The 17860-nt window shown below is 43.7% G+C and carries 15 protein-coding genes; 2 read left to right on the top strand and 13 right to left on the bottom strand.

Features of this window, described 5'->3' with window-relative positions; all coding sequences use genetic code 11:
- Nucleotides 1-43: 43 nt before the first annotated feature.
- From CXM95_RS00320 to CXM95_RS00265, 12 genes are all read right to left on the bottom strand, one after another.
- Nucleotides 44-901 carry an alpha/beta hydrolase gene (locus tag CXM95_RS00320; protein WP_008376693.1) on the bottom strand — a complete coding sequence of 286 codons (858 nt, stop codon included), beginning with the start codon at nt 899-901 and terminating at the stop codon, nt 44-46.
- A 12-nt stretch (nt 902-913) separates the two neighbouring features.
- Complete coding sequence (locus CXM95_RS00315) at nt 914-2362, bottom strand: FGGY-family carbohydrate kinase (RefSeq protein WP_008376697.1); 1449 nt, start codon at nt 2360-2362, stop codon at nt 914-916.
- 1 nt (nt 2363) lies between these two features.
- Nucleotides 2364-3305 carry a transketolase family protein gene (locus CXM95_RS00310; RefSeq protein WP_008376699.1) on the bottom strand — a complete coding sequence of 314 codons (942 nt, stop codon included), beginning with the start codon at nt 3303-3305 and terminating at the stop codon, nt 2364-2366.
- The gene (locus tag CXM95_RS00305) at nt 3292-4128 is read right to left on the bottom strand and encodes a transketolase (RefSeq protein ID WP_101698729.1); all 837 of its coding nucleotides are present in this window, start codon (nt 4126-4128) and stop codon (nt 3292-3294) included. The genes CXM95_RS00310 and CXM95_RS00305 overlap by 14 nt, the downstream gene beginning before the upstream one ends.
- On the bottom strand, nt 4119-5537 hold the full coding sequence (locus CXM95_RS00300) for an L-fucose/L-arabinose isomerase family protein (protein ID WP_005226500.1): 1419 nt from the start codon (nt 5535-5537) through the stop codon (nt 4119-4121). The genes CXM95_RS00305 and CXM95_RS00300 overlap by 10 nt, the downstream gene beginning before the upstream one ends.
- A 31-nt stretch (nt 5538-5568) precedes the next feature.
- A complete protein-coding gene (locus CXM95_RS00295) occupies nt 5569-5856 on the bottom strand; it encodes a PTS cellbiose transporter subunit IIB (protein ID WP_086372491.1) in 288 nt (95 codons plus the stop codon).
- Between the two features lie 155 nt (nt 5857-6011).
- Entirely contained in the window at nt 6012-7019 is a 1008-nt protein-coding gene (locus CXM95_RS00290) for a LacI family DNA-binding transcriptional regulator (protein ID WP_016611647.1), read from the bottom strand.
- Between the two features lie 117 nt (nt 7020-7136).
- Nucleotides 7137-9158: a type I pullulanase gene (gene pulA, locus CXM95_RS00285; protein ID WP_101698728.1), complete on the bottom strand. Its 2022-nt coding sequence runs from the start codon at nt 9156-9158 to the stop codon at nt 7137-7139.
- Between the two features lie 40 nt (nt 9159-9198).
- Nucleotides 9199-9837, bottom strand: a complete 639-nt coding sequence (locus tag CXM95_RS00280; RefSeq protein WP_016611649.1) for a DUF624 domain-containing protein — start codon at nt 9835-9837, stop codon at nt 9199-9201.
- A 6-nt stretch (nt 9838-9843) separates the two neighbouring features.
- Nucleotides 9844-10731, bottom strand: a complete 888-nt coding sequence (locus tag CXM95_RS00275; RefSeq protein ID WP_005232877.1) for a carbohydrate ABC transporter permease — start codon at nt 10729-10731, stop codon at nt 9844-9846.
- Nucleotides 10732-10747: 16 nt separating this feature from the next.
- Nucleotides 10748-11680 carry an ABC transporter permease gene (locus CXM95_RS00270; RefSeq protein ID WP_008376715.1) on the bottom strand — a complete coding sequence of 311 codons (933 nt, stop codon included), beginning with the start codon at nt 11678-11680 and terminating at the stop codon, nt 10748-10750.
- Nucleotides 11681-11828: 148 nt separating this feature from the next.
- Nucleotides 11829-13499: an extracellular solute-binding protein gene (locus CXM95_RS00265; RefSeq protein ID WP_008376717.1), complete on the bottom strand. Its 1671-nt coding sequence runs from the start codon at nt 13497-13499 to the stop codon at nt 11829-11831.
- Between the two features lie 205 nt (nt 13500-13704).
- Here CXM95_RS00265 and CXM95_RS00255 point away from each other — a divergent pair, with 205 nt between their 5' ends.
- Together CXM95_RS00255 and CXM95_RS00250 are read left to right on the top strand one after the other, a co-directional pair.
- Nucleotides 13705-15210 (top strand): response regulator transcription factor, encoded by a 1506-nt coding sequence (locus tag CXM95_RS00255; RefSeq protein WP_008376719.1) that lies wholly within the window; start codon nt 13705-13707, stop codon nt 15208-15210.
- Nucleotides 15204-16907, top strand: a complete 1704-nt coding sequence (locus CXM95_RS00250; RefSeq protein ID WP_101698727.1) for a sensor histidine kinase — start codon at nt 15204-15206, stop codon at nt 16905-16907. The genes CXM95_RS00255 and CXM95_RS00250 overlap by 7 nt, the downstream gene beginning before the upstream one ends.
- Nucleotides 16908-16981: 74 nt before the next feature.
- Here CXM95_RS00250 and CXM95_RS00245 read toward each other — a convergent pair whose 3' ends face one another.
- Nucleotides 16982-17683, bottom strand: a complete 702-nt coding sequence (locus CXM95_RS00245) for a TetR/AcrR family transcriptional regulator (RefSeq protein ID WP_035006404.1) — start codon at nt 17681-17683, stop codon at nt 16982-16984.
- Nucleotides 17684-17860 lie beyond the last annotated feature (177 nt).

Below are 17860 nucleotides of genomic sequence, written 5' to 3'. Positions count from 1 at the left end.
TGGAGCTCTCCTTTCATCGGCACAAGTTGTGCACTGGCGGTTATTAATCAATATAACTACTGAGCCAGCCTTCGCACAGCTCAAACCATTTGGCGACATGGGCATTGAGGTGACTTGACTTGCGTGCCGTTGTTCGATCCGCTAATGCCAGTCCGTGTTCGCCTTTTTCAAAAATATGCAGTTCGAATGGAATTTCTGCTTCTCTTAATTTGACCGCCAACTTCAACGAGTGCGCCACATCGACTAAGACGTCTTCCGTCGTATGCCAGAGAAACATCGGAGGTGTCCACTGATCGACATGATGCAAAATGTTCATGGATTGAATGGCTTCTTCCGTCGGTTGTTTACTCCCAAAAAAGCGCTCGTTGGCAGTTAAAGGTGTTTCGATTAGACGAGCGGCAAAGCCTAGCTCATCGATTGGGAAAGCATGCTCTTGATAAACCAATGGGTAGCCAGCGATCGCCAAATTCACTTTCAGTAAGTCACTGCTGACGCCCAACGCTTCTGCCAGCTCAGCATCGTGCCAGCGCGTCGCTAGCTGCAACGCTAGATGTCCGCCTGCTGAAAAACCGCAAACGATGATTTGCTCCTCATCCACCAACCATTCGTGAGCATGCTCATGAATGATTTTGACGGTTTGGGCGGCTTCCATCAAGGCATTGTGGGGAACGTTTTTCACCTGATCACCGGTGGTGTACCATAAAACAACGCTATTTAGCCCGATACTATTGAATTTCAAGGCAATGACTTCCGCCTCTCGATCACTGGTAAAGGCGTAGCCGCCGCCTGGACAGACGATCACTAGCGGTCGTTTCTTGCCGACATTGTACTCTTTGGATTGGTGCAATAAATAGGTATCCACGTAAGCCGTTTGATTCAGTTGAATTCGTTGAATCTCCATATAGTTCCTCCTTTATCCTTCACTAAAAGCAGCTGACTTCTCAATGAACCGTTTCCATTTTTCATATTTCAAACGGATCACGGCCTGTTCGGCTTGCGGAACGATCGTGGTTTGCTGAATAGCTGGTTCATTCATGGTTGGTTTGGCAACAAGCATTGTGCCGATGGCTGAAAATTCTTCGACTTCGCTGACGATGACGGGTTTATTGATCAAAGTCGCCAATAAGCTCATCAAGGCGCGGTTTTTCGAAACACCGCCATCGATCATTACCTGATTGATCAGTCGTTCAGCGACTTCTTCCATCACATCGATCACTGCTTTGATTTGAAAAATGATGCTTTCTAAAACGGCTTTCAACAGCTCATGAGTCGTCGTTGTGCGTTTCATGCCGACAAAGCTGGCAGTCATCGTATTATCCCAAAAAGGGGCACCCATTCCTTGCAATGCTGGGATAAAATAGATGTCTTCTTGACTGTCACTGGTCAGCACTTCTTGACAGATCTCAGCTACATCTGGCAGCGGAGCCACTTGCTCACTGAACCAGTTGATGGCGTCACCACAGGAACGGATGATGCCTTCTAGCGCAAACGCTGTTTCCTGGCTAGTTTGCCAGCCGACCGTCGTCAAAATGCGGCGATCCCGCAACGTCTGCTCCTGCTGCACTTGCATCATGATCGAACAACCGGTGCCCATCGTGATTTTTACATCCCCAAGGCTTTGACAACCTTCCCCAAATAATGCCGCTTGTGAATCGGCTAAGATCCCTTTGATAGGGATTCCGTGATAGCTACCGAAAACCGTATCAGCAGGTTTGATCGCTGGCAAGTCTGCTAAATGGATGCCAAAAAGTTTGACGAGTTCTGCATCCCAACGGCCCTCTTCAATATTGTAAAACAATGTTCGGCAAGCGTTGCTGGCTTCTGTCGCAAATACTGTCCCTTGCGTTAAATTCCACAACAGCCAGCTGTCCATCGTACCGATCGCCAATTCGCCAGTCCCCGACTTTTCTTTGATGGCTGATAATTCTTGGGCCAACCATTTCACTTTGGTGCCGGAAAAATACGGATCTAAACGCAAACCGGTCTTTTGATTGATCGTCTTTTCCCAGCCTTGTGCCGTCAATTCTTCACAAATCGTAGCGCTGCGGTTGCATTGCCACACGATCGCATTGTACAGGGGATTGCCGGTCAATCGATCCCAAGCAACGATCGTTTCTCGCTGATTGGTCAATGACAAGGAAACGATTTGATCTGCAGTGATCGCTTGTTCTTGCAACACTTGTGCCAGCAATTCTTGGACATTTTGCCAAATCTCAAGGGGATCATGTTCGACCCACCCGACTTTTGGATAAATTTGGCGATGTTTTTTATCGTAACGCTGCAGGATTTTCCCTTCTTGAAACAGTAAGAGCTTGGTACCGGATGTACTCTGATCTAAAACAAGCTGATAGGTCTTGTCCATCTTAAGCTCCTAGAAACGCAACCGCTGTTTTCGCTATGGAGCCACCGTCTAAGCCATAATGGGCAAACAGTTCTGACGAAGAACCAGTAATCAAGGCTTCATCCGGAAAAGCAATGATTTTTTGTCGAATGCCCGTTTCTTCTGCCAGCGTTTCCGCCACGGCAGCTCCTAAGCCGTTGTATCGGCTGTGTTCTTCCACAGTGATCACGGTGCCTGTTTCTTTCGCCACTCGTTTGACCGTTTCTGAATCAAAGGGCTTCAAGGAATGAACATTTAAAACGGTAGCAGTGATACCTTGTCTTTCCAATAGCTCAGCAGCATCCAACGCTTGGCGCACGGTTTCGCCAGTGGCGAGCAATGCGACATCTTGACCGCTTCTCAGCTCAATGGCTTTGCCGATCTCAAAAGGATAATCTGCAGAATCATAACAATCTTCAACAGGATTGCGACCGAGACGGATATAGGCTGGTTCATTTGATGCCGCTAAGGCTTTAAACATTTGGATCGTTTCAAAGCGATCTGCTGGCAACAGCACTTGCAAATTAGGGATCGCTCGTGCCACTGCGATGTCTTGCAAGGAATGATGACTCATGCCTAATGCCCCATAGCTGACACCGCCGCTGATGCCTACGAGTTTGACATTTTTATTCGAATACGCGACATCGACTTTGATCTGCTCGATACTGCGCATGCTGAGAAAACAAGCAGGGGATGCAACGAAAGGGCGTTTGCCCATATGGGCTAAGCCGGCCGCAATACTGACGATGTTTTGCTCTGCGATCCCTACTTCCACCAATTGTGTCGGTAATTCCTTGGCAAAAGGTGCTAACGAAGCGGAACCACGAGAATCACTGGTCAACACCGTGATCGCAGGATTCTTTTTTCCTTCTTCAATCAATACGTCGCACATCGCTTGGCGATTGGCAATATTATTTTTTCCCATGAGTCAAAACCTCCATTTGCTGATCAAGTTCGGCAATAGCTTGTGCAAGCTCTTCTGCCGTTGGCACTTTATGATGCCATTGCGCTTGATTTTCGGCTGCAGAATAGCCTTTGCCTTTGATGGTTTTAGCAATGACCAGCTTCGGTTGATTGGGCTGATGCGGTTTTTCTAATGCAGCCACCAAGGCAGCCATATCATTGCCATCAACGATATGCACATCCCAACCAAAGGCACGCCATTTTTCATCTAGCGGCTCCACTGCCATCACATCTTCCGAGGCTCCAGTGATCTGCAAGCCGTTGCGATCAATGATGGCGGTCAAATTGTCCAGCTGGTAGTTGGCAGCCGCCATGGCTCCTTCCCATACCGAGCCTTCTGCTAATTCGCCATCTCCCAACAACGTATAGGTTTGATACGTGCGGTGATCCAGTTTGCCTGCCAAGGCGATCCCTACTGCGACGGGTAAGCCGTGACCTAGCGAACCAGTATTCATCTCAACCCCAGCTACTTTATTGTTTGGATGACCGATCAGTCGTGAACCAAATTGCGAAAAGGTGGCTAATTCTTCTTTCGGCAAAAAACCTTTGTCCGCTAAAACGGCCCATAGTACTTCTGCCGCATGTCCTTTACTTTGGATATACTGGTCACGATCTTGCTTTTGGGGATCTTTCGCATCCACATTCATTATCTGATAATACAGGGCCACTAAAATATCGGTACAAGAAAGATCCGAACCAGTATGACCCGTTTTTGCTTGATAGATCAGCTCTAACACGGATTTTCGAATCGTTAAAGCCTTCATTTTCAGCTCGTTTATTTCCATGATTGATCCCCTCTCAAGTATGCTTTGACGTCTTCTTCGATCGGATCATAAAAATCTGGCTGCACGCCGATATATTTGCACGCTTCGTACAAGATCGGCACCACATTTTTTCTGACCGCCGCAACATGATGAATATAAGGTCCTTCAACGAGTTTGAATTCCAAGCGATTCAAATTCGCAAATTCTAGATAGAGATAGGTCCCTTGATTGTATGGTCCATCGATCCCTTTGCCGGTGCCCATCAGCAACGAATACTCGCCGTTGTCTCCATCAAAGCGACACAACGTATACTCGTCTTTGATTGCCCGAAAAGCGACTGATCCCGGATAGTCAAAAACAAAATGCCGTTGCGGCAAAATGGGTTTGGTCTCCGCGGTGGAATAAGCAAAAACCCCTAAGTGCTGCAGCAATTCGCCATTCTCGTTTTCTGGATGGCGGCAGTTGACATCCGCAAAGATCGCACGGTGTTCCCCCAACGAAGCGGCTTCGACCAACAGTTCCGAGATCGCCCCATGAACATCCGTCTCACAGACAAAAGGCAGACCTTCTTCTTGTAAAAGCGACAGGGAGGCATACGGTAAAATACCGATTTCGTCTTGTAAAGCCGTCCAACACTGGATGACCCCTGCATTGCAGCCGTAGCTTTCACATAAGTTTTGCAAGGCCACTTTAAGGGCTGCCACCATCTCCAAATCTTTCGCCGAAATTTGGACTTCCGTATTGGTTTCGAAATAATCAATGACTGCTTGCAATTTATCTGGCTGCTGTTCTTTGACTTTCTTGATTTCTTGCACCACTTCTTGGATCGGTACTGGTGATAGCGAGATATTGAAACGCTCCAATAGTTCGCCTTCGTTGCAGATCACGGTCCAAAAATCAAAGGGGCGTGGGCCAACTTGCAAGATTCGTGTTTGTTTGAAGGTCTTGACGACATTGCAGACTTTGATAAAGTCTTGCAAGCCGCGGGCAAATTCCGGTGAATCAATATCAGAATTTTTGACATAGGTGAAAGGTACCTTGAAACGGCGCAAGACTTTCCCGATAGCGAAAAGACCGCATTGCGTATCCCGCAAACGTGAACCATCGGCGGCTGGTGTCTCGTCTTTGGGTCCCCATAGTAAGACGGGGACATCTAGTTTTTTGGCTAGACGAGCACAGGCATATTCCGTACCAAAGTTTTCATTGGCTAGAAAAAGACCGTCGATTTTTGCTGCTTTGAATTTTTCGGCGATTTTTTCAACCCCTTCATCATCGTATAGCAAGCCATCTTCGTTGATATCTAAAATATCTACATAATCAATGGCCAGTTCGTCCATTTTTTGTCGTGTCAGATTGGCGTACTCAATGGCTGCTTCTGCACTAAATAAATTTCTTCTAGTCGGGGCGAACCCGATTGTTACTTTATCCATAAAACCACCCTTTGCGTTTTAGTATATTTAGCTAAATTTTTATTTCTTCGACGATTCGTGCTACATTTCTGCTCAGAAATTCCTTATCCGTCAGTAAAACGATTTTTTTATTAGGAAAGGCTGTTACGACTTTCGCTTGATTGAAGCGGGTTTGAGGAGCTAAAATCAAAAAATCATAGTCATTTCCCACCATAAATATTTCTGAAAAAGGCGCGGAATTCACTTGGTAATGCTGATCATCCGCTAGTTGTTCTTTGAGCGCTTTGACGAGCAGTGCGCTGGAGAGCCCAGTTGCACAAAAGAGACCGATCTGTGTCATCTATTCACTTCCTCAAAATGTAATCCCTTACTTTTTACACCTTAAATATAGCATAAGCTAAATATTTTGCAACAGTTTTAGATAAATATTTTTGTTTAGTAACTAAAAAAAGACAAAACGCTTGCTAAACGTTTTGTCTTCTTCTTATTTTTTTCTTACTTGATGCTTTCGCGTTCGACGATCGTCGTGGCGACCAGCATTTTCAGATGGTTTTCATCTTCACTGGTGATTTTCTCGATCAAGCGTCGCACGGCTTGGCGACCAAGGTACACTTTATCTACTTTGACGGTGGTCAGCGGTGGGTTGCAAAATTCCGCCAAAGGAATATCATCGAACCCAACGATGGCCAACGGATGATCGGGGAACACTTCGCGAATGGCTTTCATTGCACCGATGGCGATATTGTCATTGACCGCAAAAAAGGCGCTTGGTAACGGCCGCTGATCGGCACGCAAGGATTCCAAATAGACCTTCATGTCTTGATATGAGCCCTCCAAGGTGGGTTCTACTAAGGCTTCCGTCTCTTCATAATGGATCAGATCATGCTCTTGGATCGCTTGAATAAACCCTTGCTTGCGTTCACGGAAATTGTTGATTTGAAAGGTTGAGTTGATGATGCCAATGTCTCGGTGGCCTTTTTCGATCATCTTTTCAACGATCTCATAGGCGCTGTCACGATTATTGATGGCGACAAAATCAAAGTCCTGCGAATTAAAAATCGTATCTAAAATCACTAAGGGTACTTCCAAATGACGGAAGACTGCTAAATCTTGTTTTTCCAATTCCGTTCCTAACAATAGCAAACCATCTACTAATTCTGGGCGGATCTTTTCGATCGGGTCTTCCTCTGGCGCCAATGTGATATGGGAAATGACCAATTCATAGCCTAACGCGCTGCATTCCATTTCGATCCCCCGGATCAATTCAGAAAAGAAAGGCGTATCCCCTACGACATTTCCTTGTTTGTTCATTACAACAAATTTGATCTTTTGGCTTTCCGTTTTTTTAATTTCTCGCTGATCAAAATACCCCATCTCACGAGCGATCTTCAAGATCGCTTGCCGTTTTTGTTCACTGATCCCCTTACGATTGTTGATTGCATTAGAGACAGTTCCGCTGGAAACGCCAGCTTTTCGGGCAATATCAGAGATCACAACTTTCATTTGCTCACCGCTTTCTGCTTCTCATTCTGTTAAAAGTATAGCAAAAGAATTGTTTTTTTACTACCAAAAAAGCTAAAACAAACTAAAATTTTTAGTTTGTTTTAGCTTCTACTTTGATTAGTTACTTTGTTCCGCCAAAATGCAGAAGGACAAGGGGTCGATGGTTATTCTTGGCGCTGCTACGCCGCGAGAAGTGATCCCAGCTCCTTTGGGGTCAGCAATGATGTGCCAAGAAGCATTTTCTGTTGCCGTCGGTAAGTCAAAGGACCAGCTTTCTTCCGTGCTATTGAGTATAACGAATAAAGAACGCCATGGATGCTGTTTGTCACGATTGGGTACTTGATACGCCAAGCGATTTTCATTCTTTGTCTCATAAAAGACCATGCTTTCAGCCGTTTGGGTCGTGGCATCTCTCAATGGTGCATAGGACTGCCGCAATGCCCACAAGCCCCGATACAGCTCGCGCAACTCTTTGAAGGTTTTGGCACGTGACCAATCCAGCTGATTGACTGCCAGTGGCGAACGGAAGGAATTTTCATCGCCTTCTTTGGTACGGCCAAATTCTTCCCCAGCTTGAGTCAGCACTGCTCCTTGGCTAGTAAACAAAATGGCTGCTGCTAGTTTATTGCGGGCTAAAAGCTCAGGATCAAACTCATAATTTCTTTCCTTCACTGAAGCCTGCATGGTTGCCACCAGCTTGTCCCATAAGGTCAAATTATCATGGACTGAAGCATAGGCGATCACTTGGCGGGGCGATTTTGCCCAGCGCTCGGCGCCTTCTTGTGCGGCAACTTTCGTATTTCCTTGAATCGCCGTTGCCAAATTTGCTGCATAAAAGGTTTGCTTGACTTGCGGTTGACCATTCATTCCTTGAATAAACGCGCCGTCTGTTTCTTCAAAGACATCGCCTTTGATACTGTCTCTTAAATCATTGCTAAAAACCGCAACGCCTTCTGACAGTGCCCAAACATTACTTTTATTTGCTGGGATATTCGGCTGAATAATTTGATTGCTGCCGGCATCCCATGGCTCGCCGTATAAAATCACATGGCTGAAGCCGGCATCATCTAGGCGTTGACGCAATTGGTTCATGGTTTCCACATCGATCAAGCCCATCAAATCAAAACGAAAGCCGTCGATTTTGTATTCTTGCGCCCAATATAAAACTGAATCAATGATAAATTTACGCATCATTTTCCGTTCAGAAGCCACTTCATTGCTGCAAGCAGAACCGTCCGCAAAATTCCCTGCATCATCTTGACGGTAGTAATAATCAGGAACCGTCAAATTAAACCATGATTCTTCCGTGATCGCAGTGTGATTAAAGACCACATCCATCACAACGCCGATGGCTTCTTCGTGCAGCGATTGGATCATTTGCTTGCATTCACGAATCCGCGCCTTGGGATCACTAGGATCAGAAGCGTATCGTCCTTCAGGTACATTGTAATTTTTCGGATCATAGCCCCAGTTGTAGGCAGACGAAGTTTCATCATTGTCAAAATCGAAGATCGGCAGCAGATGAACATAATTGATCCCCAGCTCTTTTAAATAGGCCATGCCAGTTGGTTGACTTTCATCTCCCACCAGATGGGTCTTTTTTTCAGTGAAGGCTAAATATTTTCCGCTATTTTCTGGTGAAATACCGCTGTTTTCGGCACCACTGAAATCTTCGACATGTAATTCCCAAATATAGGCATCTGTGATCGACTGCTGACCGACGCCGTGACTTTCCTGCCAACCTTCAGGATCTGTTTCCTTTAAATCAATGATCGCACCGCGGTTTCCGTTGATCCCTACTGCCTTGGCATAAAGATCCATCGCTTCTATTTTCTGCCCATCTCGTTGAAACTCAAAGGTATAAAACAGCTCCTTGACGTTTTCTTCCGTCGTGACTTGCCAACAGTTGTCTTCTTGAACCATCGGCAGCGTCAGCAGACGATCGTCAGTCCCAGCAACACCGCTTTGATAAAGCAATACTGAAACGGCCTCTGCCTCTGGTGACCAGCATTTGAACGTGGTTTGCTGTCCTTGAAAAGTCACACCAAGATCATTCCCGTGATACGTATGTTCTTCTAAAAAACCGATCCTGCGATCGATCGCAATCTTTTTTTCTCCATACTGCGTGTTTTGTCCCATCAAAATTCCTCCATTCAACGTTTCTAACTATAAAAGCCAGTTACTTTTCTGCTATTTCTACCTTCTCATATTTCTTGAAAATTGCCAACAATAACTGACAGCGTGCATACAAAAAACAGCTAAGACCAAAAAAGCAGGCAATGTACATGCTGAAAACCAGCGCATAGGGTGAAAGAAGCATGATGACAATAGGGGCTGCAGTCAGAATATGAAGACTAAGTATTTTAAAAGGGTGCTTTGCGGCGACTTTTATGCTGTTCAAAAGGATCGTTTTGATTCCGCTATCGTAACGTGCGAGTAAGAAAAACGAAACTTGGAAAAATTGAAGCCACATGAACGTACAAATTACTAAGCCTACGGTAAAAAGATCAGGCGTCCCTTTTAGTTGGAAATAATACAACCAATCAGCAGTCAAAAGCCACAAAGAAAAAAGTAGACTGAGCCAGATAAGAGTGCTCTTTCGAAAGCTTTGGCAAAAGACCGACCAAAACTGCTGAACAACAGCCGGTGCTTTTCCTTCTATCAGATCAGTCGCCACTTTAGAACCCGCAGTAATGGCTGCACCGATCGTGAAGAGCGGCAAACTAAAAAACAAGAGTAGTACATTTAATAGGAGCAACTGGCTGAATTTCCAAGCGATTCGTGCGAAGAAGTTTTCTGAATGAAAAAAGTGTATCATGTGGGTTTACTCCTTTACTGATCCGACAACGATTCCTTGAACGAAATATTTTTGTAGAAGCGGATAAATAATCAATAACGGCACCACTGCCACCACGATCTTCGCTGCATTCAAGTTTCGATCAGAGACCGCTAGTAGACTTTGTAGCTGCTCGGAAGTCAAATTCCCGGCTTGTTGCATTGTTTCAGCAATGTTGACTGATAGTGTTTGGATATAGGTCATTAAAGGATAGTTTTCAGTCTTGGTCATATAGATCAGTCCACTAAAAAAATCATTCCAACTACCGACAATACTGAATAGAGAAACGGTTGCCAAACACGGCAAAGACATTGGAATATAGATTCGTCCCAAAATCTGCAGTGGGTTGGCCCCATCGATCCGAGCAGATTCTTCCAATGATTTGGGAATTCCCCGAAAGAAATTCATCACCAAGATCACACTGCCGATAGGGACTGCACTAGGTAAAATCAGGGACCAAATCGTATTCAATAATCCTAGATTGCGAACGACCAAATACGTTGGAATCATGCCGCCACTGAAGAGCATAGCGAAAACCATCACACTCATGAATAATTTTCTCGTTCGAAATACTTTTTTTGATTTAGATAGCGGGTAAGCCATCGTTACGATCATCACCAAATTCAGCAATAAAGAGATCACCACACGAATGACTGAAATACCAAAAGAACGCCAAAACTGCTGATCGCTCATGATGCGCTCATAAGCCGCTAAGGTCAGATCCACTGGCCATAGCCCCACAGCATTTGCAGCGACCGCACTGCTGCTGCTTAAAGAAAGTGCCACGACATTCAACATCGGTACTAAACAAGAAAGAGCCAAAACAATGACGATCAAATAAATTACTGCATGCCGTATACTAAATTTTTCTTTCATCTCTTTTTTCCTTTCCTTAAAACATCACTCTGTCAGTCTTCTTCTCCGCAATTTTGTTGGAAGACCAAATCAAGAATAGACCGATCACCGATTTGACCAGACCAACGGCGGTTCCTAAGCTATAGTCTCTACCGATCAGACCGATTCGGTAGACATAGGTATCGATAATATCGCCGCTTTGATACACAACCGGAGAATACAGGTTATAAATTTGGTCGAAGCCGGCATTCAAGATATTAGGCAGCGACAAAATCGTCATCAGCAAAATAAAAGGCATCATCCCCGGCAGGGTTACGTGCCAGACTTTTTTTGACCAAGAAGCACCATCCATCGTTGCTGCTTCATATAATCCCGGATCAATCGAGGTAATGGCAGCAAGGTACACGATTGAACTGTAACCAAAACTTTTCCAAACATCGGTCCCGATCAGCAAACGAGGAAACAGCTGATTACTACCCAAAAAGTTTAATGGTTCTACACCAAAGTTTTGTAAAATCTGATTCACCGTTCCATCAAGACTGAATAAATTGACCACTACTGAAGCCAATATGACCCATGAAAGAAAATGGGGCAAATATACGATGGTCTGAATGGAGCGTTTCATCCACTTTACACGTACTTCATTTAATAGAATCGCAAAAAGAATCGGTACGATCGTATTAAAGACAATTTTCCAGAAAGCGATGAAAATCGTGTTTTTAGTTACTAAGAAAATATCCGGTAAACTGAACAAATAGCGAAAGTGCTCGAATCCCACAAATTCAGAACCAAATACACCTTTCGCTGGCACATAATCTTGAAATGCCATCAACAACCCAAACATAGGACCATAAGAAAAAATCAAAATAAAAATTATGCCTGGTAAAATCATCCCTAGAAAGAAAAGCTGATCTCGAGAAAACCACTTTTTCTTTTCTTTTTTGCTTTCTTTTTCAACAGAAAGTTCCATTTACTTACTCCTCCATAAATTTTTTGCCTCACCAGCCGCTTGATGAAAAAATTCGAACAAAGAAAAGGCACCTGCAGTCGGTTTTCCTGCATACAACCTTGCTTTTCTTTGTTCGAAAGACGAGTGTCAGAACCGCTGGAGTGGCCGCTTAATTATCTGCTCGCTGATCTACTACTTCTTGCATTTCTTCAAGTATGGCTGTCCCACCCTGGCTATTCCAGGTTTCAACATAGTTGTCGAAGTTTTCCAGGGGTTCTTCTCCAGTGATAAACTTAATGAAGGTCTCTTCCTCCAGTTTCCCTACTTGTGCGCCGTTTCGTTCATTGGCTTTGATCGAATCAAAACGCGGTGGTTTCACTTCATTCAAGCGTCCTTGCTCTCTGATACCGCCCATCACATTATTGACGGCTAAATAGCGGGAGGCATAGCGGGTCCAGTCCACCGGATCAGTTTCTTCAGGGCTATCCAGATATTGCTTGATTTTTTCGGCGTTTTCTTTGATGAAGAAGTTGGAGATATCCTCGATAGATGTTTCGCCAACCGCCGCCTTGGAAGCTTCTACTGCATCATCAATCTCACTATAGGCTTTTAAGAAAACAACATTCCATGGACGAACCGTCCCATCGACATCCACTTTCGCATAGTCATAAATTTCCGGAAACTCGGTTTCAATATCTTCCGAGTTGGCAACTTCACCATAAATCAGATTGATCATCTCCATGATTTTTTCCGGCTCAGAAAAACCTTTGCGCACCACGATGTATTGCCCAGTGCCGCGGTTAGCCACGGCATTGACCCCTCCATCGCCGTTAGCATTTTCAAGGGCATAAGGAACAAATTCAGCATTTGGATCATTTTGTTTGGCTTGTACTAAGCCCCAGTCAGGCATGTGCCAAGGACCAAAAGCGATGCCCGTTTCTCCATTAACCATCATGGCATGGATATCGTCATACGTGCGGGTACCAAATTGCGGATCCATGAACCCTTCATCTTGCCAGTCCTTCAGTAGCGTTAGTGCTTCTTTCATTTCTGGCGTATTGGATCCATAAAACATCTGCCCATTCTCATCTTGGAGATACGATTTTGGGTAGGCTCCAAACGCATTCATGATGGCTGTTCCGGTATATGCCGTGCCGCCATGATTTGGCGAAGACAACCAGAAGGCCAATGGCAAACCAACTGCTTTTCCGGTATTGGCTAAATCATTTTCTTGAAAAGCAATCGCTGTTTCCTTCAACTCATCCAATGTAATTGAGCGATTGCCATCTTTATCCAGTTCAATACCTAGCTCATCTAGCCAGTCCTGGCGCAACCAGACAAGATTGGGCCCGAAGTCATCGCTAGTAGATGGGATCGCCATCAAGCGATCATCAAACGTGGCTGCTTCTAACTGAATCCCATCAAACGAATCATAGATGTCTTTTAGAAAATCGTCGGCATGCTCCTCAAATACTTCGGTCAAGTCTTCCACTAAATCATTGTTAACTAATTCTTCCAATTCATCTCTTGATCCGACGATCATCGTATCCGGTAGTTCCCCTGAAGCGATCGCTAGCGATACTTGACGATCATAGTCTTCCCCATGGGCTTCAAAGGCACTCTCCAGCTCGATGCCCAAGCGTTCTTGAATCAATCGAGTATATGCGTTATTGCTGTAAGAATCCCCCTCAGGCAGTTTCGAGTTCGGTGCGGTCTGGCGTCCGATCGTAATCACGGTATCCCCATTTTCATTGGTCTTTGCTTCTTCTGAACTGCATCCTGTCATAATAAGTGCTGAAGCAACTGCTGTTAACATTGCTGTCCCCCGCCTAAATTTCATTGTTTTCCTCCTCAAACTTTTTTGATATCCTTATTATACGCAATCGCTTCCACAGAAAATATAGCACTTTTTTCAGATTCATAGCACGATTTCCAGAAAAATAAAACGTTTACAAATTCGCTCTGTTGCTTTTTTTGTTTATCGCTTACTATAGAAAGAAGAAGCGACTGCGTAATTTTCTCTATACGAAAGGACGGCGAAAACCATGTACCGACTGCTGCTTGCTGATGACAGCTACGATCAAAGAGAAGTGATCAAATACTTCTTGAGTCAGCATGAAAAAGAATGGCTGATCGAAGAAGCCAAAAATGGCCGCGAAGCCTGGCAACTTTTTCAGGAACAGCCCTTTGACTTGATAATTACCGACGTAAAGATGCCCTTTATGGATGGACATGCCCTCGTAGCGAGAATCAAAGAAGCAGTTCCTGAAATTCCTGTGATGTTTATCAGCGGCTTTGAAGATTTTCATTATGTAAAAAAAGCCATACAGTTACAAGCGGTTGACTACCTCTTAAAACCAATCGACCCTGATGATTTTTATGAACAAATAAATAAAATCATTCTTTTTATTGATCAACAAAAGCAGCGCGCTTACACAAAAACAATCGCACAAACCCATTACTTGAAAGAGATTTTGAGTAAACTTTTTTATGGCTATCCTTGGCATTCACTGCCGAAGGAAGAGCAATCGATTGCACAAGATTTTTTTAAGACTCATCCCTCTTTTTTTCTCGTTACTTGGCCGCTGGATTCTTGGAATGCGCCGGATTTTGTCCCTTCGCTATCTGCTGCATTTCCTGAAATGTTCAGTTTGTTTTTAGCTCCAGCACAACTGCTCTTTTTTAACGAACCTTTGCCAAAAAGGGAAATCGAAGAGCGAAAAAACAACTTAACTACCTATTTTTCCGAACAGTTTCAGCAAAAAATAACACTTTTTGACAGCGGACCAGTTCCCCACCATTCAGGGGTGTATGGCACCTATCATGACTTACTGAGAACCAGTCAGCGGTCTTTTTATCAGCAAAACAAAGGGAAAATCTGCCAGCTGCTTCCGGGAGATCACTACATCGTCAAGAAAGCGCTTTTTGAAAAAACCGTTTCGTATGTGAATCAATACGAAAGTAAAAAAGCCCACGCGCTTGTGAAAACAGTTTTCGACTGCTTTGAAACAAATGGACGTGAGGAACCAACCAATGCCAAGTTTTATTTTGCGACCTTTTATCAAACAATCATCGATCAGTGCACGATCACTTTTGATGCGGAGTGTGGCGCTAATCAGATTGGAAAAATACTGGAAGCGCCAAGTCTGCAACTAATTGCGGATATTTTTGATGCCCTCTTCCATTATATCCATGATGCCTTGCTTCAAATCAACGGGAGCCAGTCAAATGACTATGTGCGCCAAGTAAAATCCTATATATTCGCTCATTTTCACCAAGAGTTGAGCTTGGAGCGGTTAGCAAAGGAAGTCAATATCAATCCTAACTACCTAAGCGAATTATTCAGTACTTCTGAAGGCATGGGTATCACCAAATACATCAAGTCTTACCGTATCAAACAGGCTCAGAAGCGTTTAAAGAACTCGAACTGCAGCATTCGAACTATCTCCAAACAAGTTGGCTTTAATCATTATTCCTATTTTTGCAAAACGTTCCGAGAAATTGTCGGAATGACGCCGGATGCGTATAGAAAGAGAGGTCCCTCTTGTTAAGAAAAGTCCACGATTGTTTTAAAAATTTTCGTTTTCAAAAAAAGATCGCCCTTATTTCAATTCTTTCAAGCATTGTTCCTCTGATCGTTTTGACCTTTGTCGGGGTATCTATCATCCGAGCCTTTATCCAACAGCAGGAAAAAAGTGCTTACTCCGATAATCTCAAAAGTATCAGCTATCAGTTAGAAAGCAAGATCCACACCTATCGGGACAGCCTGCTCTTTTTAGCCAACAATACCGCCTTGACGCAAGAGCTTTCTAGTCAACGCTTCTCAAACTTTGATCAATACAATCTCTTTCAAAATACGATCGTGCCTTTGTTTCACAGTGTTCGTTTTCCGCAAGCAGATATTAAAGGCATCACGCTATACACCACGATCGATCTTTATGATCATGGGCAATACGTCAAAAAAATCACGGCTGATACAGCACTGCCTTTTCTAAAAGAAAAACCTTCGACCGAGATTCGAACGTATTTTGACAAAGAACGGGAGGAACTTTCTTTTTATACCAACCTTTTTTTAAAAGGCCATACCGCAGATTCCTTAAACTACATCGTTTTAACCATCGATCGAGCAGCATTGTTCACGAATCTGGATGCAGTCACTGAGGAGCCTTATGATTTGACCATTCAGTCAGAGACCGGGCAGACGCTTTACCGCATTGATTATTTGACGAAGCAGCAACGTACTCAAAAACAGTGGCTGGTTGGAAACGCAGTTATTGAAGAGGCTCCTGTACTGCTGGATAATCATTGGCAAATCGTTTTTGTTAAAACCGCACAGTCATTTTTCAGCAGTTTACTGTATCTAGTTGGTGCGGCACTTATTATCTTTGATTTTGTATTAATGATATTGGTTTTATCCAGCTGGTGGTTGGCTAAAACCGTGGTACAGCCGATCAACTCTTTGACCCAGCAAATGGCCTCTTTATCAATGGATCAATTCAAAATCCAGCACACATATTCTTCAAAAGATGAAGTCGGACAGTTATACACCAATTTTCAAAAAATGCTAGATAAAATCGCTGAGCTGATCAATGAAGTATATGAAGCCGAATTGAAACAAAAAGAATACGAATTGCGGGCTCTGCAAGCCCAGATCAATCCGCATTTCTTTTATAATTCCTTAGCACTGATCAGCAATACTGCCACACTAAACGGCAATCACGAGATCCGTGAGATGGCTCAGCTGCTGTCTCGATTCTACCGTCTCAGCCTAAACCAAGGATCCAACCGGCTATCCATCACCAAAGAACTCGATCTAACAATCACCTATGCTAAAATCCAGCAAAAAATGCATCACCATTCCTTTGATTTAGTCCTCGAAATTGACTCAGATATCGATGAGTATCCGATGATCCATCTGCTCTTGCAGCCGTTTGTCGAAAATGCCGTCTTTCATGGGCTTGATCATATTGAAGATGACCGCAGAGGGGTATTGACGATCCGCTGCCTCAAAGAAGGACAATGGCTACGGTTTGAGATTCAAGACAATGGTCCCGGGATTGATCCTGAACAGCTAAAACAACTGGAGGAACCTTCTGATCAACATTATGGTATCAACAATGTACGCCAGCGGCTAGCATTGTACTATGGCACGCAAGCTTCCTTATCGATTCAATCAGTAAAAGGTGAAAACACCACAATTGTTCTACTCATACCGCAAGACTTACCTCCTCAAAAAAACCGTCAGTGAAGAATGTTTAATCACTAACGGTTTTTTGGTGTCAAAATATTCAGATATTTATTTTAATGCTTGATTTCAAGTACCTATTCCTCTACAGCAAACGCACCAACCTCTAATAATCCTTGCCGACCCTGGTCTCGCGTCACGCCTTTTGCTTTCTTTAACATTCGTTCCCAATACTCCATGGTATCTTTTATAAAATCCTTGTTGCCGTCAGTACACCCTTCACGAATAAACAGCAATACCAAACCGCTAAAAAAAATCAAGGCTTCTTCATGGTATTTCCTCAGATCGTTTTCTTGCTCACATTGAAAAACAGCTGATTCAGCGATTGCTTCTTGAAAATATGCAAAAGAACACTCTTTTATGTAGGGACCACAACCAATATCATTTAAAAATAATGCAAAAAAGAGGGCTCGATTGCGACTGGCGAACACGTAATAGTCATGCCAAAAACAGTATAGAGGATCCAGTGTCATCACCGTCTCTTTTTTTGCTTCATGAATGTCATGGAAGACATCATCGACCATTGCCTGTTTATAATTTTGCATGTTTGAAAAATTCAAATAGATTGGTTGGGTCGATGTTCGTGCATATTTAGCAATGTCGCGGACAGTGATTGGCCGATAAAGATATTCCACCAGATATTTTTTTAAACAGTTGATCAAATATTTTTTCGTAATCGTTGCTTTTCTCATAATACCCCTTCCTTTCTTGAGGCGATCAGCTCTCGCTAACGCTCCTCTACTCTCACTTGCTTTCTTCCAGTGAAACACCACCAACACCCAATTTTCTTACTGAAAGTAATCTGCATACTTCTACTTTAACAAAAAAGAGAACGTTAACATATAATTTCTGCCGAATTTCTTAATTTTGTTTTATATTTTTGACCATTTTTCTAAAAACCTTCCTGTTTTCCTCGGCTAAGTCTTAAGACTGATTTTTTTGATACTACTTGTGAA

The organism is Enterococcus sp. CR-Ec1 (assembly GCF_002850555.1).
GTDB lineage: Bacteria > Bacillota > Bacilli > Lactobacillales > Enterococcaceae > Enterococcus_D > Enterococcus_D entomosocium.
This window is presented reverse-complemented; position numbering and strand designations above follow the sequence as displayed.